The organism is Winslowiella toletana, assembly GCF_032164335.1.
Classification (GTDB): Bacteria; Pseudomonadota; Gammaproteobacteria; order Enterobacterales; family Enterobacteriaceae; genus Erwinia; species Erwinia toletana_A.
On sequence record NZ_CP134152.1, the window covers coordinates 1,332,539 to 1,358,435 of the forward strand.

The window sequence follows — 25,897 nt, forward strand, 5'->3', positions numbered from 1 at the left end:
GGGCAATAGAAGCCCTTTTTCCTCGGCTGGCACAAATACGGAATAATCATACTTTCCAGATAAACGGCGTGGGTAATGAATATCCGGTGGTGACTTTACGAACTTTTTGCCAGAATTCGCGGATAGCATTTTTTACATCGGTGCTGTCGCACGAAAGCACTTTGAAAATAAGCCCTGATTCATTCGGTAAACGGCTGACGCCATAACACAACTGCTCGCTGTAAAATGATGGCGACTGGGCTAAAATTTCATCCTGATGTTCTTTCGGTGTTAAAACAATGACGTTGCCGTAAACGTCAAATTTGCCCATTACGCCTACCACATCCAGCGGCCTTTCTTTCGGCGTTAACACCAGTTTTTCATTAAACAGGGTGTTGCCAAGCTCATTTTTCGCCGTAATGCGGGAAGAGTAGACATCAAATCCAAAACGCTCATCCTGATGATGATATTTGCGCCCGGACATTAAAATCTCTGAATAAATGACGGTCGCGGTGCTGTCACATTCAATCACGGTATCACTGATAAATCGTGAATTGCGATGCGGGATCAGCTGGTCGGGCATAAATTCAAGATAGGCCTGCTTTCCGACGCGAATATGCTGCGTTTGTGCGGCGAAGTTATTATCCATCGAATGAACTTTAGTCGCAGATTGCGTGGTAACGTGGGCACACGCTCCCGCGTCAACGTCAATCTCAACGGTTAAGCGATCACCCTGCAAAATACATCCTGAAGTGGAAATCATCGTCACACAGGGCAGGAACGGCATTTCCTCATCCCAGTAGAGCGCTTTTTGTACCAGCAGCGGTACTTTTCTTTCCATTTCATGCAGGGTACTTTTAGCGCCACGCTTAGCAAATCTCAGCCGCAGATAGCCGTGTTTGCCAACGGCGGCACTGGCCATTTGCGGCGGCTCATGTTGATAATTCGCTAATTCGGGCGCTAATGCGCCCAGCGAGAGAGAATCAAGCGCCAGCGGCGCCTCTTCATTAATCTGCATCGTGGCCCCCTATTTAGCGTGCGTAAACAGGAAGTCTTTTTCGATCATATCCACCAGAGCATCGATGCCTTCGCCGGTTTTGCAATTGGTTAAAATATAGGGACGGCCGCTGCGCACAATTTTAGTGTCATGTTCCATGACCTCAAGGCTCGCGCCAACGTATGGGGCCAAGTCAATTTTATTAATTACCAGAATATCGGCCTGCACCAGGCCCGGCCCATTTTTACGCGGAATTTTTTCCCCTTCGGCCACATCAATAACATAGATATAAAAATCAGCCAGCGCCGGACTGAAGGTCAGGGTTAAATTATCGCCGCCGCTTTCAATCATGATCAGATCGCTGTCAGGATATTTATCTTCCATTTCCTCGACGGCAGCAATATTCATGCTGGGATCTTCGCGCACCGCGGTATGCGGGCAGGCGCCGGTTTCAACGCCTAAAATTTTGTCTTCGTCGAGAATACCTTTCAGGGTACGTTTGACTTGTTTAGCATCTTCAGTGGTCACCACATCATTGGTAATGATCAGCGGCTTATAACCTCGCTCAATTAATTTTGGCGTGATTACTTCAATGATGGCTGTTTTACCTGAGCCGACCGGGCCGCCAATACCTAAGCGCGTAATTTTTTTCATTGTTCTTTCCTTTTCATTAATTCATAAATAAACGCACATGCGCATCAACGTGTACGGCTGCCAGAATATCGATCAGTGGCGTGTACGATGCCATCTCGCTGATATTTGCATTAACGGCCTGCTGGCAAAATTCGGGTATGCTTTTGTTAACCTCAAACAGAATTTTCTGGCTATCAAAGTGCGTTATTCGCATCAACCGTTGTGCGGCGCTTAAGATTGTCATGGCAACGCCATACTGATGCATGGCGATGGCTTCCTGGGCGCTGACACCCTGTAATGCCATGATTAATGCCTGGCTTACCGGAAAGGTGCCTGCGGTTTCACCGGCCTTAATTTTATCAAGCCACCACGTCAGCACTTCTGACTCGAAGACTTTGATGGTCATTTCCACCAGCTTCTTGCCCATCCGCTGAGTCATTACCCGCGCTTCATCGTTGAGTTTGCGATTAATAATCTCGCGATCAACGGCCAGAATTTGCCTGAAGTCGCCATCAAGCAAGGCTTGATGAGCATGGGCCAACCCAATGGCATCGCATTGTGCGGCCTGCCTTAGCGAGGTTTCGACAAAGGCTTTTAACGTCACAACATCGTGAACCAGCCCAACCTGAATGGCTGATTCAACCCCGCAGGAAAAGGAAAATGCTCCTACTGGCAGCACCGAGTCACCAAATTGAAGCACCCTGACCAGATGAAGAAGCTGGTGTGGTTCATCAATATTAATGTTTATGCTCATGCTCTTTCCCATGAGGTGCGTGGTCGTGATGGTGAGGATGAGCATGGTCTTCATGTGAATGCTGGTGGATCACGCTGACATGCACATGGGAATCTTCAGCGCCACCAAACAGCAGTCGCGACTCAGACGGGGTGAGAAGCGGTAGCACTGTTTCACCCGGTACAAAGTGATATTCAGACTCACTGTAGCCGTGGGTTTTCATGACCGAATTCATCATTTTCTTTTCGACAGTCAGCGGCACATACACCTCAGTGCTTTTAATCACTGACTTCCAGTGTTGGTTACCCAGGGCATGCCCCAGTTCAAACACGCGTTTAATAGACGCTTCGAAACCTGCATCTGCCAGGCTTTCCAGGTGGATAACCAGAACTTCGCGCAGGGTGATATGAACGGTTAACAGATATTTTTTGTCGTCATCACATAACAAAACATCCCCATCCGTTAACCGAACACGGCGATCCAGCGCGATACCGATATCAAGCCCTTGTTCACTTTGCTTACGGCAACGACTCTTCTGGGCTTCCCACTGCTCGAGAGACAACACATCGTGCTGATATTCCTTGGTTTTTTCTTGCCATGACGGGTCGTTTTTAGTATTACCAATAATGTTTTCAATCAGTATCATGTTGTAATCGCCTTAGATCAGAACGCGCGAAAGGTGCGCTTAGCCAAAGAAGTATTTCTGGTTCATTACCGCAGTAGTGATCGGTTCACAGGTGGCATGCACCCCGTCAACTTTTACGGCGAATGTTTCAGGATCGACATCAATGTGTGGCGTGGCTGAGTTGCGCACCAAATCCTGTTTGGTAATCGATCGGCAATTTTTGATGGCAATAACCTGACGCTCCAGTCCTGCTTTCTCTTTCACGCCGTCATCCAGTGCGGCCTGAGAAACGAAAGTGACACAGGTGTCCTGCAGGGTTTTACCCATCGCACCAAACATCGGGCGATAGAACACTGGCTGCGGTGTTGGTAACGACGCATTGGGATCGCCCATCAGCGCCCAGTTGATCATCCCACCCTTAATCACCAGCTTTGGTTTAGCGCCGAACGAGCGCGGATCCCACAGTACCAGGTCAGCCATTTTGCCCACTTCAACTGAGCCAATAACGTGGCTTACACCCTGCGCAATTGCCGGGTTAATGGTGACTTTGGCGACATAGCGCAGTACCCTGAAGTTATCGTTGCTGTCGCTGTCTTCCGGCAGTTTGCCGCGTGCACACTTCATCGCATGAGCGGTCTGCACGATGCGCAACCAGTTCTCCCCAACGCGGCCCATTGCCTGAGAGTCACTGGAGAACATAGAGATAACCCCCATGTCATGAAGCACGTTTTCGGCAGCGATAGTTTCCGGACGTACGCGGCTTTCCGCGAAAGAGACATCTGCAGCTACGTTCGGATTCAGGTTGTGACAAACCATGATCATGTCGAACAGTTCGGCCTGAGTGTTGATGCCGAAAGGCAGGGTAGGGTTGGTTGAACTTGGCAACACATTTGGCTGACTGGCGACTTTGATGATGTCCGGCGCGTGTCCACCACCTGCACCTTCAGTGTGGAAGGTGTGGATGGTGCGACCCTCGAACGCTTCAATGGTGTTTTCTACATAACCCGCTTCGTTAAGGCTGTCGGTATGCACCGATACCTGAACATCCATTTCGTCCGCGATGCGCAATGAGTGGCGTATCGCGTTTGGCGTAGCACCCCAGTCTTCATGCACTTTCAAACCGGCGACACCTGCAACAATTTGCTCCACCAGTGGGGCTCTGCCGAAGGCGTTGCCTTTACCTAACAGGCCAACATTGACCGGCAGTCCTTCAAACGAACGCAGCATGTTGCGAATATTCCACGGCCCTGGCGTTACCGTGGTGCCGTTGGTGCCATCTGTTGGGCCAATACCGCCACCAAAGAAGGTGGTAACACCATTGGACAGCGCAGCATAAGCCTGCTGTGGCGAGATAAAGTGAATATGGCTGTCGATACCGGCAGCGGTCAGGATTAAGTGTTCGCCGGAAATGGCGTCAGTGCTCAGTCCGACAATCATATTTGGCGTCACGCCGTCCATGACTGCCGGGTTGCCACTTTTACCGATGCCAACAATCAGGCCATCTTTGATACCGACATCAGCTTTGATGACACCCTGTTTGGCATCAACAATGGTGACGTTGGTAATCACCAAATCCAGCACGCCGTTATCACGCGTTAACGTGTTATTGGCGCCCATTCCATCACGCAGCGATTTGCCTCCGCCGTATACGGATTCTTCACCGTAACCACGCAGATCTTTTTCGATTTCAATATAAAGGTCGGTCTCACCTAAGCGAATTTTGTCACCGGCGGTTGGTCCAAACAGACTGGCATATTCTTTTCTTGAAATTGTTGGCATGATTCCTCCAATTGCATTTAATTTTTAAATTTTAATGAGACGATTTGAATCCGCGCTTGACCGCGTTTTCAAGAATTTCGTCAGGCGCATCACTTTGATCGCCGGAAGAATTACCGACCCAGCCGTCAACCAGGTTATTAAATCCGTAGACCGTTTGTTTGCCTGCGAAAGGAATCAACTCAACCGTAATAACATCGCCCGGTTCAAAACGTATAGCGGTGGTTGCGGTGATATTCAGCCGTTTGCCAAACGCTTTTTCGCGCTCGAACTCCAGTTCTTTATTCGCTTCAAAAAAGTGAAAGTGAGAACCTACCTGAACTGGGCGATCGCCGGTATTTTTAACACTCACTTTGGTGACCGGACGATCTTCATTAAATGTGATTGGTGTATCTGCTAATACATAACCACCGAGCGGCACCGTTGTTTCAGCGGTGGTAGCCACGGTTGACGTGGTGTCAGATTTCTTTTTCATAAATAATCCTTGAAGTGAAAAGGCGTCGTTTAATCACTGAATCGGGTCATGGACCGTTACAAGGCGGCTGCCATCAGTAAAAATGGCTTCCACCTGCACGTTGGGAATTAAATCAGCAACGCCGTCCATCACATCTTCTTTAGTTAAAACGGTACGCGCTTCGACCATCACTTTTTCCAGGGTTTTTCCCTCGCGCGCCCCTTCCATTGCGGTGACGGTAATAATAGCGACGGCTTCTGGGTGATTAAGCTTCAGCCCCTTATTTTTCCTTTTTAACGCGACATCAGCTAAGGTATAAACCATCAGCTTTTCTATTTCTCTGGGTGTAAGTTGCATAATTTCTCCATTAACAATGCTATCTTTGATGTATATACCTTCCGGAATAGGACGTGCAGTTTTGCCGATTAACGTATTAATCCGATAAATTCCCAACTTGAATTTAAGGGCTGTGGGTTACGTCATCGACAAACTGCTCCTGTGAATCGAAGGTACGGATGATATTAATTCTTCTCAGAGTAGGCATCTTCACCGAATAATGTGTAATCCAGTTCTGCCCCAACGGTATTTTGATTGACTTTAACCGGGGTGAATTTATTAATTAACCACAAAATGGCGAGTGTAAAAATAAACGACCAGACGCTGGTAAAGACGACGGCAGTAATCTGTTTAACGATTTGCATCCCATTGCCTTCCAGCAGGCCATCAGGACCTTTCGCGTTCCAGGCGGTTGAGGCGAACACACCCACCAGAATTGAGCCGGTTATGCCACCAACACCATGAACGCCAAATACGTCCAGTGCATCGTCAAGATGGCGTCTTACCAGCAGAACCACGTAATAACAGACCAGGCTGGCAATGATGCCAATAATCGCTGCTGACTGAATGGAAACATAGCCTGCGGCAGGTGTGATGGTTGCAAGACCCGCGACCGCACCGGTTAAAAAGCCGATCAGCTTAGGTTTACCCGTACGGATTTTCTCGATAATAAACCAGGTGATAGCAGCAAATGCAGCGGCGATATCAGTGGTGATAAAAGCGGAAACGGTGATGGTATTAACCTGCAGTTCTGAACCGGCGTTGAAGCCATACCAACCAAACCACAGTAAACCGGCACCCAATGCGATATAGGGAATGTTATGGCTGCCATCTGAAACGACAGTACGTTTACCGACATACAGCGCTGACGCGAGGGCGGCAAAACCAGCGGTGGCGTGAACGACAATACCGCCGGCAAAATCCACCACTCCCCACTTAGCAAACATCCCTTCCGGACTCCAGACCATATGAACAAATGGGCAATAAACCAAAAGTGTCCAGAAAGTCAGAAACACCAGATAAGCCGGGAAGTTCACGCGGTTGGCGAAAGCACCGGTAATTAACGCTGGTGTAATAATGGCAAACATCATTTGATAGACGAAATGGACTAACAGAGGCAATCCACCGTCATTACCGGTATACATGGTTTGCGGAGTAATATTGTTCAAAAAAGCGTAGTAGAACGGGTCACCGATAATTCCATTCATCGTCGGGCCAAAGCTAAGCGAATAACCCACTACAAACCAAAGGATTGCTACCCATCCCATTGAGAAAAAACTTTGTGACATTATTGTCACAATGCTTCTGCGTGGGACCAAACCGCCATAGAAAAAGGCCAGTCCGGGCGTCATTAGCATAACAAGGCTGGCACAGAGCAATATAAATGCCGTGTTGGGAACATCTAATGACTGAATTGCTACAAGTGCATGATCCATACAGTTCTCTCTATCGTGTATAAAAACGCTAATAACGCTTCAGAATGCGTTGTGAAAAGGTCGATTGGCGGATCGGATTTATATGGAACTCCGTCAATCAGAAAAATCGTATTTACTCAGGATAGTCATGTTTTGAGAAAAGTAATGTTTTTTTTTTGCTGATAACATAATAAATACATTAGAAATGTTTAAGTCTATGGTGTGTGGTCAGCATAGCCTTATGAATCGAGGGTCAATGTACGAAGAAAGTAAGAGGTTGTCCGTAACCAGCACATAAATGTCCTTTATTTTAAAATTATCAATAAAGTCAACAAATTGCATTGTATTTGGTTGTGAGGCAGACAGGGCGAAATAGCTGTCGGGCTGTATCGCTGTCTCAAAATCAGCTTTCCCTCAATTTATCAGGGAAAATTATGGAGTTTAGGACAGGTTTATCTAAAGTTAATAATTGCACAATGCTTTTGTTTATTTATCGTTTATGTCATTTAACACTGAATTTAAAATATATTATCCAAACGATAACATCGCGAAGAATATAAAAGTTTCAGCAGTAAATTATATTAGCCAGTGGCATGGTCCGATATCTGGACGGCAATAACGCCGATTGAGATTCAACAGGTTCAATGACGCCCGGCTGTTATACCTGATACTCAAATATTATTGGCTAAAAATAGAACAGTGCGCCTGGGGCAGCAGAGTTTCACGGTATTATCTCCTGCCAAATAGCCGTCGTTACTTATATAAATTGCTAAGATCACATATGGACATGGCTCTTTACCGTAAGGTATTTATAAAAATGCTCTGCTTAGACTGGCATCTTTTATTGCTCTGTTATCGCCTGAAATCAGGGCGAGACACTGCTATGGCGTACAGGCTGCGCAAGTCAGTCGGGAAATATGACCTGTGATGAGTGTGTTAATCTGCGCCCAAAAGCGATGGCTGATGTAGCTGGCTGGATGTTGAACCCGGCACGGTTTATAAAAACTGATCTTGAATAAATCCACCGCCTTTGGCGTTCTGTGAATATCATTTTTCCTTCTGCGTGACGCTGGTTGTCGGCCTTTCAGCAGGAGCTTTGACCGGCGTTTTCCCGCGACTAACTGCAAAATCGTCAGGTCAGTAATGACCCTATTCACCGTGCGCCTTTCTCCTGTTACGAATCATTATAGTAATTTTATTACTCATTTGCTGAAAAAAAGAATTGAGTCTCATAATTTGGTGTTTCATTTTAAATCTACCACACTCAGGTAACCTTAAATCCATTTGTAACCTGTTTTTTTTGGTGTAAACAAAATAAGTAATTGAATTGTAATTATATTTCTCAATCTCGTAGATTTGGCGCAGCGTTCTGTCAGCCGTTTTAAAGCGGACTGAAACCTGTAAATCCAGTATTGGTCACAACGACAAATTTAATTGAGAGGGTGAAATGGAAATAACGGTCGCAGATGATTTGGTAAAATTTCTTGAAGGTTTGCGGGTGGGTGCGGCCTTTGGCGTCTCTGGTGGATTTATCGTTCCTGTCTGGCAAGCGCTGTCTCAGTCAGAAAAAATCAGGCTCTACCACTGCAGGCATGAGTCCGGTGGTGTTTTTGCTGCTTCTGAATATAGTTTGTGTCAAAACCAACCGACAGTCGCCTTCGCAACTGCGGGGCCGGGTATTACCAATGCGCTGACCGGTATCAAAGCTGCACGGATTGATGGATCACAGCTTATTTTTATCTCATCGATTACCGCTGAAGCCAAGACCGGTCGCTGGTGTTTGCAGGAAACAACCCGACAGGATGTTGAGACGCTGCTTCAGAATGACGGGCAGGGTTATTTTGATAGCGTTTTCGTTATTTCAACGATGTCTGATTATCTGGCTGCTAAAAAAGAAATTGCCGCAAAGCTTAGAGAACCGTCTGGCTGTAGCATCGGCGTGTTTATCACTACCACGCTACAGAAAGCCTTGCTGGAAGATGGCGGATGTAATATTGCTGGCGGCACCCCACCTGAAGGGATATCTGAAAAGGCCCTGTCACAGGTCCATAAATTAGCCGATGACATGATGACGCAAAAAACGCTTTTTTGGGTCGGTTTTGGTGCACGTCATGCCGCAGAAAATCTCACCAGGATTGCAGTCAAGACGCAATCCAGCGTGATATCAACTCCGCGAGGAAAAGGCATATTTCCGGAAAAGCACCCGCTGTATGCCGGTGCAACCGGGCTGGGATCGAATGGCGAAAACATCGCTGCGCAACTGGATCCCAGGCGTCATCCGGTGGTGGTGATTTTGGGATCGCGCCTCAGCGAGCTCAGTTCATCCAGGGCTCAGGATCAACTGTCTGATTCAATTATTTATTATATTGGTCTGAATAGCCGGGATGTCGCTTCGAATCTGCCGCCACAGACCATCGTTATTGAGTGTGAAATCGATCGGTTTCTGGCGTCATTATCACAAACACTCAGGCTTAAAGAGCCGACTCCGCAGCAGTTGTTACCGGTATTCACTCCATCACCTGAGTTATTCACCGCGAATTCAGAGGATGCCGAACGCAAAGAAAACGCTCTGCATCCGCGCATCGTGATGCAGGTTTTACAGGAGATCGTCATAGAAAAATATGACGGCTACCTGGCAGCAGACGCAGGCAACTCTTTTGTCTGGACCAATCGCTTTTTAAAATTCTCCCGGCCGGTTCGTTATCGAACCAGTACCGGATTCGGTGCGATGGGGCATTACGCTTGCGGACTTATCGGAATCGCTGCCAGCACCACGCATTGTGCGGTCGGGGTTATTGGTGATGGTGCGATGTTAATGGGCAATGAGGTCAGTACCGCTGTCCAATATAAACTTCCGGCTATATGGCTGGTGATGAATGATGGCTGTTACAACATGTGCCGACAGGGGCTGGATATGCTGGGCAATGCGCCGCTGGATTGCGATATTCCCGCCACAGACTTTGCTTTACTCGGAAAATCATTGGGAGCCACGGGTTATCGTGTCAGTGATAAGGCTGCACTGAAAGAGGCGTTGATACAGGCAATTAGCGCCCGGCAGACGGCGGTTATTGATGTGATTGTTGATCGTTATGCTGTCCCGCCTCTGGATGACAGAATCAATACGTTACAGAAGCTATGACGATGGCGGCTAAAACTGACAGGGTAGACATCATCTCTTGTGCCGGTGTGCTACCGGACAACACTATTATTATCACGCCGGATAAAGATGTTCTGACAGTATTCAGCAGCGGCACACTGTCTGACGGGCCAAGACATATCTGGCGCGCGCAGCATCAACAGCAAATCTCATTATTAATGAAAACCAGTTTGTTGAACGCGCTACAGCAGGTTGGAATGCAAGTAAACCAGCTGGATTATGTCATTGTTAGCCTGGTCTGGCCTGCCACAATACTGGATGAGGAGGTCTCCGCACTGGTGCGGGAAACACAATTACGTTGCCCGGTGGTGCCCGTAAGTTCAGGAACGGCAGGGGGGCTGACTGCGCTGGAGCTGGCGGCAGGATTAATCAGTCAGGGCAACTATCGCAATATTGCTGTTATTGCTGCCTGCAGCTATGCACACTGGTTCAGGCCAGATGACTCGGCAACGTCGCTGCTCAGTGATGGCGCCGCTTGTATGATTCTTGCTTCTGCGTCCGGTTCAGAAATTATTTCCAGCCATACCATCAGTACGCATGATTATGCTCCATTGGTCGCGGGCCAAATAAACGGAGCACGCTACGTCAGTTATCCGCCTGAATCCGGCCAATTTATTGCTGAGCATTACCCGGAAACCGCTGCACGATGTTGCCGTTCGCTGTGTGAAAAAGCCGCTATTAGCCTGGCAGATATTGATGCTTTTCATATTTATGATCCAACTAACTGGGTGGCAAGTGCCAGTGCAACCGCATTGGGTGTTGACCGGAGACGTATTTTCTCAATTTTTCAGCAGTATGGAAGTTTAGGGCCTGCGCAGAATTACTTTGGTTTTATGGCTCTGATTAATCACCGCAGCCTGTCGGATGGCGATCGCGTAATTTTGTTGGGATTTGGCCCAGCAGCGACGGCTACTGCTGTATTGCTGAAAATAAAAAAAGTCCCGGTATCTATAACTCACCAGATGACATGATGATCTTTCGGAGAAATAATGAGCGGAATCAGCCTTGTATCCACGGGACTCTATCACCCTGAACATGTCAGGGGAAATGACTGGTACATTAACTACTATGCATCACAAGGTATTGAGGTTAAAGGCTTATTAGCTTCTCTTGGGCAACAGAATCGTTATCTGATTAATAATGATTCTGAAAATACGCTAACTATGGCAGTCGCTGCTGCTGAAATGGCGTTAGAGCAGGCCGGATGGCAGGCCTGCGATCTCGACCTAATTATTTTCAGTTCGCAGACGCCGGAATATCTTATCCCTGCAACAGCACTAAAAATACACCACGCCCTCGGTGGAGGAGAGCGAACACTCTCTTATGATATGAATGCCAATTGTGCAGGTTTGCTTATTGCCGTTGAGCAGGTATCGCGCATTATGATGTCACGATTATCGTGCCAGCGGGCGCTGGTCGTCGGTGGAGATTATCTTGGTCCACACAGCGAGGGTGAACCCTTTTATCACTCCTGTTTTGCTGATTCAGCGGTCGCGGTATTACTGGAAAAATCGACGGCGAGTGAGGGGGTTATAGACTCTGAGTTTCGGGTGCAAACCTCAGTCATTAATAACTCCCTATTTCCCGCTAACGGCCTCTCCTCTGTCCAGCGTGAAGAACTCTCGTCCCGGGTTAAATTTATCCCTTTTGACGATGCAGTTTGTGTCGATGTTGCAGGCGAATCGATTGAAGTTCTGCTTACGAGGAATGGCCTGACAGGTGAAGATATTCGCTATTATTTTTTATCTCAAATGTCCCTTGGCAATATCAGGAAAATTTGTCAGCTGTTGAATATCCCTGCCGCTAAAGCGCCATTTATCGGCGATACCTATGGTTACACCGCGACGAATAGTCCCTTTATTGCCTTTCACGAATTAAAAAAACAAGGAAAGTTATCAAGAGGAGATCACCTGGTTTTTTGGACCATAGGTGCGGGATGGCAGAGTGCAGCGGTATTAATAAAGTATTAAACGCCTTACTCAGGCTGTCCTCGTTGCTGGCCCGTAGCCAGCAACGGATATAAGCAGGATGGTCAGCAACCGCGGTTGCTCCGAATCATCTTAATCGTCAGAAGAAAAAAATTGTTAAGAATCATCTCTGGCAGGGAACTTTCCTGAAAATGTACCATTTATCGCTCGTTTAGAAAACGTTTGTGATCGGCTGTTTAATATCATTTTCCTGATCACAAGGAAAAGGATTAACCATGAAAAACGTAATTTTTTTGGCTGTTATTGCTGTTTCTCTCTCAGGATGCGCCACCAAAACAGAAATGGAACGTATTAAAGAGTGTGAAGATAAGGGAATAAGTCGTGATGTTTGCTACCAGGAGGAAAGAAGCGATCGCCGCGCAGAAAAATTCCATCAGGATATAATGTTTGATAAACAAAATGCACAGGTAATAAAAGATATGGGAATTAAAGGGTTGGGACTGCCTAAGTGATTTTCTTGCTGTTACGCTTTTAAACGGCTGGCTTTCTGATGGCGCTATTGCGATAGTGCCTGATTATTGATTGTATTATTCATGTTTATGATTTAAACTTGCGGCGGTTTAATAGCATGAAAATTGTATATTTATCATCAAGGAGATTGTGTTGTTGTGAAGAAAAATCTGACTATCTTATTTCTTTCCATAATCAATCTCGGTTTTTTTCTCGGTACGTTTTATGCTTTTATAACCTTTGAATTAAAAGGTATGCAAATAATCATGCCTTATCTTGTTTTTGCTATCAATATAATATTTGCAATATCGACAATTATACTCTCTTTCCTTTCTATTCGGAAAAAATGGATTTCGTTATTAGTAACGCTGCCATCATTTGTCATGCTGGGCGCTTTAATCTATTTCTTTGAACCCGTTCTGTATATGACGTTTTGATAAAACAATCATCTGTTTTATCTGATTCTATACCAGTAAATATATTGCCAGTTTAATCTTGTAGTCGATGCATTGTTCTTATCAGACTGTGGAAGAGTCAGTCTGATAAGGTTGACTCTTTCGGGTTCGGGAAAAAATTTGATAGCCTGCAAATTATATTCTTAATAAAAAACAGAGCGATAAATCGAAAGAACGATAATTATATTACAAGTAAGAATATTCTTTATTATAATTATGTGTGCAACTATAAATGAATTAATTTTTTAAGGTGTTGATGATAAAAAATTACTTTTGCACTTGAGTTGTGAACAGAAAAGCGTATTTTATGCTTAAAAAATTATCATGGATTGTCTGTCATGGATGACGACTTAGATAAGCATCTCTACGCGCATAAGAATAAAAAACGCTATCTCGCGGCTTTCTCCAGTAATATTAAATACTCTGGCGTATTACTGTCAGTAAAATCTTTAGCTGCAATCAGTGGGGGGAGATTATTCACCTTCATTCGTTATCCCGTGCTTTCTCTCTCTGTGGTTATGGCACTACCCTTTCATGCCAGTGCCGCGCTAATTACGCCTGCCGATCGTGATGCCATTCAGCAGCAGCAGCAGCGGTTATTACAACAAAATAGTCAGCAGCGACAGTCGTTACAGCGCAGTATTACTCCCTTGCTACCGGCAACCCGTCCCTCTGCGAATCAACCAGGAAGCCCTTGTTTTGTTATCTCATCCATACAGTTAAACGGTGCTGAGCATCTGCCCGCATCAGTAAAGCAGCAACTGACTCAGCCCTATCTTCAGCGTTGTCTTCCCCTTAGCCAGATACAAACGCTGGTGCAACAGGTATCAGACTGGTACATCAGCCGCGGCTATATAACCAGCCGCGCTTTTCTCACTGAGCAGGATCTCTCCCACGGGCAATTAGATCTGCAGGTCCTTGAAGGAAAGCTGGAGAAAATCGAGCTGGAGAAACAGGATGCCAGAATGCTAAGTATGGCTTTTCCTGGACTGAAAAATAAAATTCTCAACCTGCGCGATATTGAACAGGGCATGGAAAGCATCAACCGGTTGCGTAAATTACCGGTCCAAATTGAGATCCTGCCAGGAACCCTGCCCGGCTATTCGATAGTTAATCTGACTGCCACTCCTGAGTTTCCGCTGACGGCGGGGGTCGGTTTTGATAACAGTGGGCAAAAAAGTACCGGCACCGGGCAAATAAATGGCTCACTGACGGCCAATAACCTGCTCGGATTTGCCGACCAGTGGTTTATTTCCGGCGCGCGCAGCAGCGATTTTGCCAGCGATCATAATGCGCGCAGCGTGCAGGCTGACTTCAGCGTGCCTTACGGCTACTGGCTGATGGATTATAATTATTCCTACAGTGACTATCTGACAACCATTAATAATCAGGGATTTGACTGGCGTTCTGACGGTGACAGCCAGATTCATCACCTGACCCTGTCGCGCGTGCTTTTCCGTAACGGCGATATGAAAACCGGCGCGTCTCTCGGTTTGTCTCACCGTATCGGCCGTAACTACCTCAATGATACCCGCCTTAGCAGCAGCCGTAAGCTGACCAGCGTGATGCTGGGTGCAAATCACAGCCAGAAAATCTGGGCAGGGTTTGCCACCCTGAACCCTGCTTACAGCCGCGGCGTGCCGTGGTTTGGTGCTGAGAATGATGCGGATAAATCCGCAGATGTACCTCGTGCCGGGTTCAACAAATGGACGTTATCAGGCAGCTATTACCTGCCGTTAGCACAGGGCTGGCACTATCTGACCAGCTTTTACGGGCAATGGACGCCTGACCGCCTCTATGGCAGCGAACGTTTGACCATTGGCGGAGAAAGCTCGGTCAGGGGCTTCAGGGAACAATATCTTTCCGGTGACAAAGGCGGCTACTGGCGAAATGAAATTAATTATGACCTGCTGACGCTGCCTTTTATCGGCACTCTCAACGCACTGGCAGCCATCGATGGCGGTTACCTCAGGCATGATAACCAGGACAGTTTTGCGTCTGGCTCATTGTGGGGCGGTGCTGTGGGTGTGGGCAGCCGCAACCGTTATTTCAGCAGTCAGTTCACCGTAGGCTTGCCGTTTGCCTGGCCGGAATGGCTTGGGCCCGACCGCGTCTCCGTTTTTTATCGCGCGAGCATCGTACTTTAATTTTCAGGAAAAGGTATCAGGGATGAACCATAACAAACCGGTAAAACTGTCTCAGCGTGGTCTGACTTATTTGCTCTGTAGCCTGCTTATGTGGCAGCCGTTGCTGCCTGCTTTTGCCGCTGGCGTCAACGTTGCAGCGGGAAATACCTCGCTGGATAAAGCGGGTAACGGCGTGCCGGTGGTCAATATTGCTACGCCTAATCAGGCCGGCATCTCCCACAATAAATACAATGAGTTCAATGTCGATAGTGAAGGATTAATCCTTAACAATGCCACCGGTCAGCTGACTCAAAGCCAGCTTGGGGGCCTGATACAGAACAACCCGAATCTGAAAGCCGGGCAAGAAGCAAAGGGCATCATCAATGAGGTGGTGGCGCCTAACCGCTCACAGTTGCAGGGATACCTGGAAGTGGCCGGTAAAGCCGCCAGCGTTATGGTCGCTAATCCCTATGGTATTACCTGTAACGGCTGCGGTTTTATCAACACACCGAACGCAACGCTGACCACAGGTAAGCCGGTGATGGGGCCAGACGGGCAACTTAAGTCGCTTGAGGTCACACAGGGGGCGATCAGTATTCAGGGTAAAGGGCTGGATGCCAGTCAGAGTGACAAGTTCGCGCTGATTGCCCGCGCAACTGACATCAATGCGCAGCTTTATGCCAAAGAGGCGGCGATTACCCTCGGTGCTAACCGCGTTGATGCTGCGGGTCATATTACGCCGATTGCAGGTACTGGCGATGCGCCGAAGGTGGCAATTGATACCGGCGTGCTCGGCGGGATGTACGCCAATCGTATCCATCTGGTTTCCAGTGAAAAAGGAGTTGGCGTTAATCTAGGCAACCTGAATACCGCGGTTGGCGATATGCAGATTGATGCCAGCGGTAAGCTGAAGCTGAGCAATGTCTCGGCGGCGGGTAAGCTGATCGCCAATGCGCAGGATATTGCACTGCAGGGTAGTCAGCAGTCCGCTGGCGATATGGCGTTGAACACCGACGGCACGCTGGCGATGCAGGGCAGCCGCGTCACCAGCGGTGGCAATATGGCGTTGGTAGCGGGTCAGCTCAGCTCTGACAGTGCGGCGCAGGTGTCGGCTGCCGGGAATATCAGTGCCAGTGCCAGCAACGGTGGGCAGTGGCAGGGTAGCCTGACAGCCGGTAAAAATCTTAATCTTAATACAGGCGATCTCAGCAATAGCGGGCTGATTGCGGCCGACGGCAATACCGTTCTGACTACCAGGAAACTGCTTAATACCGGTACAGTGCAGGCGCGGGGAGAGCAAGCTGTGCAGGCAACGGCACTGAATAATCAGGGTAAAATTCAGGCCACCGGTGGGCAGAAAATCCAGGCTGACAGCCTGCAGAACAGCGGCACTCTCGCCACCAACAGCGCTGCAGAGTTCCGCGTCAACGCGGGTCTGTCAAACAGCGGGCTGATTCAGGCGCAGGATTCTCAGACCATTAACGCCTCAGCACTGAGCAACAGTGGAAATATCCAGTCTGGCGGCGTACAGCAAATCTTTACTAATAATGTTTATAATTATGGGCTTATTGGTTCGCAGCAATCACTGGCGCTACAGACAGCTGAGCGCCTGACGCTTGACGAGAAAGGATCCATTTTCGCGGGCGATCGGTTGACGATGGGTGGCGGCCAGATGACTTTTGACGGCGTGCTGACCGGTAAAAGCGGATTGATGCTCAATGCTGCATCGGTCTCTGCCGGATCACACTCGCTGATCACCAGTCTGGGTGATATTCAGTTCAACGTAGCGCAGCAGTGGCTAAATGGTCAGCTTTCAACGCCGGGCAATATCAGCCTGAATGCCAGCGATCTTGCCGTGGGCACAGATAGCAAGATCCACAGCGATAAAGATTTGTCGATTTCTTCCAGCCATCGCGCCACGCTGGCGGGTGTGCTGGAGGCACAAAGCGTGGAGGTCAGTGGCGGTGAGTTGGTGCTCACTAATACTGGCTCGCTGACGTCTTTGGGCGATATGCGCCTGTTAGCCCTTCAGCAGCAACTTGATGGGGTGAGCAGTGCGGGCAAAAATCTGATAATTGACACCCGTGAACTTAATGCCGCCGGTAGCGGTAAGATCTCCGCACACCGTGATATTAATGCGCAGATCGCCGAAGGAGGTCAGTGGCTGGGTAGCCTGATTGCCGGTCAGGATCTGACGTTCTCTTCCGGTGATTTTCGCAACGGCGGCACGCTGGCGGCTAATCGTAATGGGCAGTTTAGTTTCAGAACGTTAAATAACGACGGGCTGCTTCAGTCGATGGGGAGCCAGTGGCTTAACGGTGAAACCTTCAATAACACTGGCACGTCGCAATCCGCTGGTGATCAGACCTTAACCCTGAATCAGCTCAATCATCAGGGGCTGATTGGGGCACAGGGAAATATTGACCTGAACGTACGTGATGAACTGACCTCAGGCGATAACAGCACGTTGTTGTCCGGTGGATATCTTACGCTTCACACTGAGCTGGCCGGGCTGGGGGGCAGATTAACCGCAACGCGGGGCGCAGAGCTTCACGCTGGGTCGCTGACCAGCCGCGTCGGTTCAGTGCAAACCAGTCAGGGTGATGTCATGCTGGATACAGCATCGGCAACGCTCAATGGATTTTTATCCGCTGACGGCGCGATGACGTTGAAAACCGGGCAGCTGATCACCGGCAGCGAATCGCAAATCCAGGGTAAAAATGCGCTTAGCCTCACGGCAACGCAGCGGGCAGATTTAGACGGCAGGCTGGTCACGCCCGGAGCGTTGACGCTGCTTGCCGGGATAGTGAATAGCGCGGCCACACTGGCGGCGAATGCGGTTGCCCTCAGGGTCAGTGCCCTAAGCAACAAAGGGGCTATCACCGCAGACGACAGCCTGCAAATTGAAGCGAAAACGCTTCAGCAGCAGGGGCAACTTACTGCGAAAAACCAGATATTGCTTAAAGGCGATACGCTGGTTAACCAGGGACGTCTTTCTGCAGACCACTTGGCTATTAACGCCATTACCAGTCTGACTAACCAAGAGTCTGGCGTTGTCGCGGCGACAGGCAATCTCAGCCTGTCGACCGGCTCTCTGATTAATGCAGGCGAGCTGGCGGCAACAATGACAGACATCAACGCCGTCAGCGTGACGAACCAGGGTTTGCTGCAGGGCAGTACTGACCTCACGCTAACCGCCGACTTGCTGAGCAATGGTGCATCCGGGCGCGTGCTTTCCGGCGGATTGCTCGACTTACAACTGGGTGAATTCCACAATCAGGGGCGTTTGCAAGCAGATGCGCTGAATGTTGCTGGCAACAGCTTTACCAACAGCGGTACGGTGCTGGGCAGCAACGGGCTTTCCCTGAACATACACAATACGCTCAACAATACGGGCAGCCTGCTGACGCAGGGTGTGGCAACCGTTGGTGCAACCCAACTGGATAACAGCGGCCAGTTGCTCAGTGGAAAAGATGCCGCGCTCTCAGTGAGTTACCTGAATAATCAGGGGCAGATTCAGGGCGATACGCTGACTGTTATCGCGGATAGTGCAGATAACAGCGGTAATCTGATTGGCCTGAAAGCGCTGACTGCACAGCTTCAGCAGGATATTAACAATGCGGCGTCCGGCAGTATGCTGACGCAAGGATCGCTAAACATCGCGGCCAATCATGTTATCAATGAAGGTCGCTGGCAGGCTGATAATACGGAACTGCATGCCAGCCAGCTTGATCTCAGTGGTGCGATACAAACTGTCTCGCGTGCAACGCTCAATCTCTCTGGCGAACTCAACACCCTGGCCTCAGGTAAAATTATCTCCTCCGGACTGGCTATTCTGCAGGCAGGTAGCCTGAATAATCAGGGAAACTGGTCGGCCGATAATCTCACACTTCAGGGCGAAACCCTGACTAACGGCGGCGCGATCACTGGCGTCAGCCAACTGGCGGCGACGCTGAGTGGCGCATTACAGCTGCAGCAGAACGCCACATTACTTAGCGCTGGCACCAGCACCCTGAATGCCGGGAGTATTGCCAACCGCGGCAATATCCAGGCAAACGATCTGATCCTGAAAACCAATAGCCTGTCTAACCTCGGACAAGTCGAGAGCCAGCATAGCCTGCTGGCGACGGTTCAGGGTGATGTCAGCAATCTGCTGGGCGGCACGCTGCGCAGTCAGGGAATCTTCGAACTCGGGGCGCAGTCGCTGCTCAATCAGGGACACATTCAGGGCGATGGCATTAGCCAGCTGACGCTGGTCGATAGCCTTAATAATCAGGGCAGTCTGCTGACCGGCGGTAAACTGACGCTGTCTGCGCCTGTCCTGAACAACAGCGGTGTACTGCAGGCTCAGGGATTGACTCTCAGCGGTAACACACTGAACAACAACGGTACGCTGACGGCACAGGGCGACGGGGCAGTGAGCGTCGGGACGGTGAACAATCAGGGGCAGCTTCAGGGCGATCGGCTGCAATTAACCGGCAATGCGCTGCGCAACAGCGGCACGCTGTTCGGCAGTCAGGCGCTTAATCTCAGTCTGCAAAATATTGAAAATCTGTCGGGCGCCAATCTCTTTAGCGCGGGATCGCTGACGCTGGTGACACCGACATTGACTCAGTCGGGCAGCGTACTGGCACTCGGTGACATGACGTTACAACTTGGGTCGGGGTTCACTCAGAGCGGGATACTGGCGGCAGGTCAGGCACTTAACTTAAGTACTCAGGGCGACCTCAACGTGCTGGGCACGCTTCAGGGAAGCGATATTCTGCTCAGCGCGACCGGGAACTTTGTGAATCAAGGTCAACTGCGCGGTGGAGAAGGGCGCGTGGCTGTTGATGCCGGTAATATCACACTCAGTGACAGCGGCAGCGTGCAGTCCGGTGGTGATATTGCCCTGAACAGCCGCGGACTTATCAGTAACAGCGGATTTATTGGTGGCGCAGGCAATCTGGTGATGACTGCTGCCACCCAACTGATTAACAGTGCGCTGATTTATGCCGGTAACAACATGCAGCTGCTGGCGAACAGTATTCAAAATAATCGCGGTGACATTCTGGCGGGCAATAGCCTGTGGATGCAAAGGGACGCGGCGGGTCATGCCAGCAATGAAGTGGTCAATACCTCAGGTAATATTGAAACCACCCGTGGCGATATCACCATTAACACCGATCATCTGCTAAACCAGCGTGATGGACTGGTGGTGGTCAACACCTCGCTCACACCGGCTGATGGACCTTTGTGGCTGGGTCAAAGCTCGGTTGATATGAGATTAGGGGATTTAGACGAAAGCGAGCTGGGTTTCTACACGGAAACGGTGAAAACGGGCGGCAGTACCGGTCACAGTAATGGCTCCGATGACGAACACTTTTATCTTGCACCTAACAGTAGCGGAGCGGAAAAACGCTATTTAGTGGCCAGCTCAACGGTTGCGGCTCAGGCCAATGGTGGTGCAGGCCGTATAGCGGCCAACGGTAATCTGACCGTCGCGGCAGATACCCTTGATAATATCGCCAGTAATATTCTCGCCGGCGGCAATATTTCTTTATCGGGCCAATCGCTGAATAATCAGTCCTATGAAAATGGCGTTCAGAATGAGTATCTGACGTATCAGTATACCGGAAAGCAGGCGAGCAAGGAGTTCAGTGGCCGGTACGATCTGGCTTTCTTCGCACCAGATTCTGAGCAGTGCTGCTTTAGATCTAATTCAACCGATAGTCTCGTTACCTACAATCTTGTCGGCGGCCCCGTCTATGAAACGGTCAATACTGGTGAAGGTTATCGTTCAGTTATTCAGGCAGGCGGTGCCGTCAACGCCAGCTTCCGTGATGACATCAGTAACACGACGACAACCGCTAACGCGGGCGGTTTATCGCAGGTAATCAGTGCACCAACGTTAATGGGTATGCCAGGCCTGCAACCGGTCAGCGGAACACCAGGCCAGCAACTGGCAAGCGCAGGGAATCTGGTCGTGGGTTCCGTACAGTGGAGCGAATCGATTGGCAGTGCGCTTAAGCAGATCGGTAATCAGGGCGCAGCGCTGACGGACTATCCGCTGCCGACGGGAAATAATGGTCTCTTTGTGGCGAGCGAAGATCCTTCCAGTCCGTACCTGGTCACCACTAATCCGCAGCTGGCCAGCGTGGGTAAAACCGATGCTGGATTATTTCAGGCGTTAAATGATTATCTTGCACGACCGGCCGGTTCAGCGCAGAGTCCTGAGGCCTTACCGGGCGGGATCCCTGTGGCCGGTGAGATAGCGAATCCTGCGGTTATACCGGGTACGCCAACCACGCCGCGTATTGAGACGGCGGCGTTGTACACCGATCAGAGTCAATTTATCGGCTCAGCCTACTTCCTCGACAGGCTTAATCTGAGACCGGATTACGACTATAAATTCCTTGGCGATGCGGCGTTTGATACCCGTTATATTAGTAATGCGGTACTCAGCCAGACCGGCCAGCGTTACGTCGCCGGAACCGGCTCTGATCTGGAGCAGATGCAGTATTTGATCGATAACGCAGCTGCACAGCAGAGTGGGCTTGGCCTGCAATTTGGCGTCAGCCTCACGCAGGATCAGGTCGCAGCGTTGACCAGCAGTATTATCTGGTGGGAGAAAACTACCGTTAACGGGCAGACCGTTCTTGCGCCTAAGCTTTATCTTTCTGCCAATGATGTCAAGGTGTTAACCGGTAGTGTGATCGCCGGCAGCAGCGTTAATCTTCAGTCCGGGCATATCGTTAATGCAGGCAGTACATTACAGGCTGAGACACAGCTGACGGCAAAAAGCAGCAGCACGCTGGATAACCTCAATGCCGGTCTGATCGCCTCCAACGGCAGCCTGCAACTCAGCGCACTGGGTGATATCAATAATATTGGCTCGTCGATTTCCGGGCAGACCGTTGCTTTGCAATCTGTGGCCGGGGATATCAATAACATCACCCAGGCGCAGCAATGGAATGCCGCAGCGGGCAGCAGCGAAAATAACAGCGCGTTACTGACGTTCAGTGAGACGCAGACCGGTGATGTTGCCAGCATTACTGCCGGTCAGGGCCTGTCGCTCAGTGCGGGCAACAACATCAACAACACTGCAGCGAAACTTAGCGCGGGCAGTGATCTGCAGCTGGTGGCGCTGAACGATATCAATCTTAACAGTAATGTGCTTAGCACCAGTAAATCGACGGCAGTCAGCAGCGCACACGCTACCGACAGTCAGGTGAGCAATATCAGCGCGGGAGGGTCTCTGCAGGCCAGCGCAGGTCATGATCTCAACGCTAAGGCTGCGCAGCTGACTGCCGATCTCAATGTTTCGCTCAGTGCAGGTCGCGATGTCAATCTTGATGCGCAGCAGAGCGATACATATAGCGAAAACCACGGTAACAATAGCGTCAGCATCCGCGATACGGTGCGTCAGAAAGGGACGCAGATTGCCAGCGGAGGTAACAGTTCGGTGGTTGCCGGGCGTGATATTACTTCTCAGGCTGCTCAGGTTGATGCGAAAGGCGATTTGGCTATAGACGCAGGCCATGACGTTAATATCACCACGGCGCAAGAGAGTGATTACAGCTACGACGAGAAAACCACGGTTAAGAAAGGATTACTGTCCAGCACGACTACGCATACGGTATCAGAGGATTATGCCAGCACGGAAAAAGCCTCACAGCTAAGCGGCGACAAAGTGTCCGTGGTCGCCGGACAAAGCCTGACCGTCCAGGGTTCTTCGGTCGTCGGCGATGGCGATATCACGTTAAAAGCGGGTAAAGACCTGAATATTGAGGCGGCGAAGGAAGAGCAGTCCAGCTATCGCCTGAGTGAGAAAAAAACCAGCGGCATGTTTAGTGGCGGCGGCCTCGGCGTAACCATTGGCAGCAAATCTTCACGCCAGCAGATTAATCAGGATGGCACGACGCAAAGTCAGAGCAGCAGCGCAGTCGGCAGCACCGGAGGCAGTGTAAACCTGATCGCAGGTGAAAAAGCGCATATAGGCGGCTCGGATATCATCGCCAAAGACGATGTGAATATTGTCGGCGGCGCTGTGACGATTGATCCTGGCAATGACATGCTGACCCGCAAGCAGGTCTACGAGCAAAAGCAAAGTGGCCTGACGGTCTCGTTGTCCAGCCCGGTGACGGACGCGTTGTTATCTCTCAACAATATTGCCAGGCAGGCTTCGCAAACGGGTGATAGCCGGATGAAAGCCCTGTATGCGGTTCAGGCAGCAGAGCAAGGGTGGATGGCTTCGATGAACGGTGCCACCTCGCAGGCTTCACAACTGATGAACGGCAATATTGACGGCAATCTTATTCAGTTGCAGGTCAATATTGGCGCGAGCAAAAGTCAGTCCACGTCAGAACTGCAGCAGAATCAGATAACCGGCAGCTCAGTGACCGGCGGCGGCAATGTCGCCATCGTTTCAACCGGTGCCAATAATCAAACGGGCGATATCAATATTATTGGCAGCGGTGTGACGGGTAATAAGATCACGCTGGCCGCAGAGAATGATTTGCTGCTTCAGGCAGCGAGTAACAGCAGTAAACAGACGACAGAGGACAATTCAAGCGGCTGGAGTGTCGGCGGTCATATTTCACTGGGAAAAGAGACCGGTATTGGCGTACAGGCCAGCGGTTATCTCGCTAAAGGCTCATCGGATGGCGAAACGACGGAGTACGTTAACACCCGCGTCAATGCGAAAGACAGTCTGAGCATCAGCAGCGGGCGCGACACCGTACTCTCTGGTGCACAGGCGTTAGCTGAGGGTATTACCGCCAGCGCAGGTCGTGATTTAACCCTCACCAGCCTGCAAGACACTGATGATTATAGCAGTGAGCAACAAAGTGTTAGCGGTGGTGCAAGCTTTACCCTTGGCAGCATGACGGGCTCTGCCGCTGTTAATATCAGCAAATCTAAAACGTCCAGCGAATATGCCAGCGTGGGTGAGCAGAGCGGCTTATTTGCAGGTGATAAAGGCTATAACATTGTTGTCGGCGATCGCACACAACTCAACGGCGCGGTGATTGCCTCCACAGCCAATGCTGCCAATAACGCCTTATCAACCGGTACGCTGGGCTGGGATGGCATTCAGAACAAGGCGGACTATAACGCCAGCAGCGTGGGGCTAAGCGCTGGATTCTCATCAATCGTTGATGACAGTGGCCGGCATAATACTGGTGGCGCACTGCCGGTAATTACCAATATCAACGGCAGTGCATCGGGGACCACCAGTTCAGCGGTTGCCAATGGCACTATTACGGTGCGTGATACCAGCCAACAAACGCAAAACCTGAATGATCTCAGCCGTGATACTGACAACGCGAATGGCCAAATCGATAAAATTTTCGACCGGGAGAAAATCGAGCAAAACCAGGCGCTGGCACAGGCTGTCGGCCAGGTCGGCGTGCAGACCATGCAAAATGTCGTGCTGCAGGCTCGGCTGAATGCCAGAGATATTGCACTGGCAAGGTTGACAAAAACGGATGAGTACAATAATGCATCGCCCGCGGGCCAGCAGACGATGCTGGAGAATTCGCCGGAGTACATTGAGGCCGACAAGAAATACGGCATCGGCAGCCCATTCTGGACAGCTGGTACGGCAATCACCGGTGCACTGGCCGGGCTGAGCGGCGGAGACATAAACCAGGCACTGGCCGGTGGGCTGGCTCCTTATCTGTCAGCCGCGGTGAAAAAAGCCACGGGTGATAATATTGCTGCAAATACGGCAGGGCATGCACTTGTCGGGGGCGTTATTGCCTGGCTGCAAGGCGGTTCTGCGGCCGGGGGCGCAGCAGGTGCGGCAGCGGGAGAGTTGGCCGCAACAGCCATCGCCAGCGAGTTGTATCCGGGCATTGAACCCGGTAATCTGACTAATGAGCAAAAAGCCAATATCAGTGCGCTCAGCACGTTAGCCGCAGGTCTGGCAGGCGGGGTAGCCGGAGACTCGTCGTATGCGGCAGGCGCAGGTGCTGTTGGCGGTAAGGTGGCGGTGGAGAATAATGCGCTGAGTACAGGCTCAGATCTTGGGTTCTGGCTGGGCAACACCCCAGGTTGTGATACGGCCTGTAAGACCGGCATTGCGAAAGGCGTTGCTGAAGGAAATCTGGTGGTGTCAGCAGGTGTTGCTGGAGTGGCTGGCGGTGCACTGATAATAGGAGCAACACCGGAAATAGTGGCGGCAGCCAAAGCAGCGCTGGAAGGTTGTAAAGCTGCACCGGCAATCTGTCTGAATAACGCGGGGTTGCAAGTAGCAGAAGGAATTACACCTGGTGGTGTAGGTGCAGCGGGAGCTATTGGGGTTGGTAAAACGGCCGCAGAGGCGGCGGCGGCGAAAGCTGAAGCTGTTGTGGCGAATGCCGCTAAGAATGCAGGAAAAGGTACAACAGGTTCTTTAAGCGGCCAACCAACTAAACTGCCACCAAATGCTTCAGCAGAAAATATACGTTCATTGCAACGAGAAAATGAGGGGGCAGCGATCCTGTCTCAAAATGGCTATCATGTTGAGCAGAACCCTGTAACACCAGGAGTTAAAAATCCAGACTATAAAATCAATGGTGAGGTGTTCGATAATATTGCCCCTAGCACAAACTCAGTTCGTAATATTTATGACCGAGCTTTAGAAAAAGTGAATAGTGGCCAAACGAACAATGTTGTTATCAACTTGGCAGATACAAAAGCAAGCGTTAGTGATTTGCAAAAACAATTTAGTGATTGGCCAATCAAAGGATTAGATAAGGTTATCGTTATCGACCAGTCAGGAAAGCCAATTCGAATTAAGTAAGGTGAAAA

The 25,897-nt window shown here is 50.0% G+C and carries 14 protein-coding genes; 6 read left to right on the plus strand and 8 right to left on the minus strand.

The window, feature by feature from the left end; all coding sequences use genetic code 11:
* Positions 1-46 precede the first annotated feature (46 nt).
* The 8 genes from RIN69_RS06245 to RIN69_RS06280 all read right to left on the minus strand — a co-directional run bounded on the left by RIN69_RS06245 (position 47) and on the right by RIN69_RS06280 (position 6,969).
* The gene (locus RIN69_RS06245; RefSeq protein WP_313856283.1) at positions 47-997 is read right to left on the minus strand and encodes an urease accessory protein UreD; all 951 of its coding nucleotides are present in this window, start codon (positions 995-997) and stop codon (positions 47-49) included.
* Positions 998-1,006: 9 nt separating this feature from the next.
* The gene (gene ureG, locus RIN69_RS06250; protein ID WP_313856285.1) at positions 1,007-1,630 is read right to left on the minus strand and encodes an urease accessory protein UreG; all 624 of its coding nucleotides are present in this window, start codon (positions 1,628-1,630) and stop codon (positions 1,007-1,009) included.
* Positions 1,631-1,646: 16 nt separating this feature from the next.
* A complete protein-coding gene (locus RIN69_RS06255; protein WP_313856286.1) occupies positions 1,647-2,363 on the minus strand; it encodes an urease accessory protein UreF in 717 nt (238 codons plus the stop codon).
* On the minus strand, positions 2,347-2,988 hold the full coding sequence (gene ureE, locus RIN69_RS06260; protein WP_313856288.1) for an urease accessory protein UreE: 642 nt from the start codon (positions 2,986-2,988) through the stop codon (positions 2,347-2,349). The genes RIN69_RS06255 and ureE overlap by 17 nt, the downstream gene beginning before the upstream one ends.
* A 39-nt stretch (positions 2,989-3,027) precedes the next feature.
* Positions 3,028-4,746, minus strand: a complete 1,719-nt coding sequence (locus RIN69_RS06265; RefSeq protein ID WP_313856289.1) for an urease subunit alpha — start codon at positions 4,744-4,746, stop codon at positions 3,028-3,030.
* A gap of 31 nt (positions 4,747-4,777) precedes the next feature.
* Complete coding sequence (locus RIN69_RS06270; protein ID WP_313856291.1) at positions 4,778-5,218, minus strand: urease subunit beta; 441 nt, start codon at positions 5,216-5,218, stop codon at positions 4,778-4,780.
* 33 nt (positions 5,219-5,251) lie between these two features.
* Positions 5,252-5,554, minus strand: coding sequence for an urease subunit gamma (locus tag RIN69_RS06275; RefSeq protein WP_313856293.1), 303 nt, complete (start codon positions 5,552-5,554; stop codon positions 5,252-5,254).
* Positions 5,555-5,718: 164 nt separating this feature from the next.
* On the minus strand, positions 5,719-6,969 hold the full coding sequence (locus RIN69_RS06280; RefSeq protein WP_313856295.1) for an ammonium transporter: 1,251 nt from the start codon (positions 6,967-6,969) through the stop codon (positions 5,719-5,721).
* 1,426 nt (positions 6,970-8,395) lie between these two features.
* On the opposite strand from RIN69_RS06280, the gene RIN69_RS06285 reads away from it, so the two are divergent.
* From RIN69_RS06285 to RIN69_RS06310, 6 genes are all read left to right on the plus strand, one after another.
* Positions 8,396-10,087: a thiamine pyrophosphate-binding protein gene (locus RIN69_RS06285; protein WP_313856297.1), complete on the plus strand. Its 1,692-nt coding sequence runs from the start codon at positions 8,396-8,398 to the stop codon at positions 10,085-10,087.
* A 2-nt stretch (positions 10,088-10,089) separates the two neighbouring features.
* A complete protein-coding gene (locus RIN69_RS06290; protein ID WP_313856299.1) occupies positions 10,090-11,076 on the plus strand; it encodes a 3-oxoacyl-[acyl-carrier-protein] synthase III C-terminal domain-containing protein in 987 nt (328 codons plus the stop codon).
* Positions 11,077-11,094: 18 nt separating this feature from the next.
* Positions 11,095-12,075, plus strand: coding sequence for a 3-oxoacyl-[acyl-carrier-protein] synthase III C-terminal domain-containing protein (locus RIN69_RS06295; RefSeq protein WP_313856300.1), 981 nt, complete (start codon positions 11,095-11,097; stop codon positions 12,073-12,075).
* A gap of 233 nt (positions 12,076-12,308) precedes the next feature.
* The gene (locus RIN69_RS06300; protein WP_313856301.1) at positions 12,309-12,545 is read left to right on the plus strand and encodes a hypothetical protein; all 237 of its coding nucleotides are present in this window, start codon (positions 12,309-12,311) and stop codon (positions 12,543-12,545) included.
* A gap of 971 nt (positions 12,546-13,516) precedes the next feature.
* Positions 13,517-15,145: a ShlB/FhaC/HecB family hemolysin secretion/activation protein gene (locus RIN69_RS06305; protein WP_313857619.1), complete on the plus strand. Its 1,629-nt coding sequence runs from the start codon at positions 13,517-13,519 to the stop codon at positions 15,143-15,145.
* A gap of 22 nt (positions 15,146-15,167) precedes the next feature.
* Positions 15,168-25,889, plus strand: coding sequence for a two-partner secretion domain-containing protein (locus tag RIN69_RS06310; RefSeq protein ID WP_313856302.1), 10,722 nt, complete (start codon positions 15,168-15,170; stop codon positions 25,887-25,889).
* The last annotated feature ends 8 nt before the right edge of the window (positions 25,890-25,897 follow it).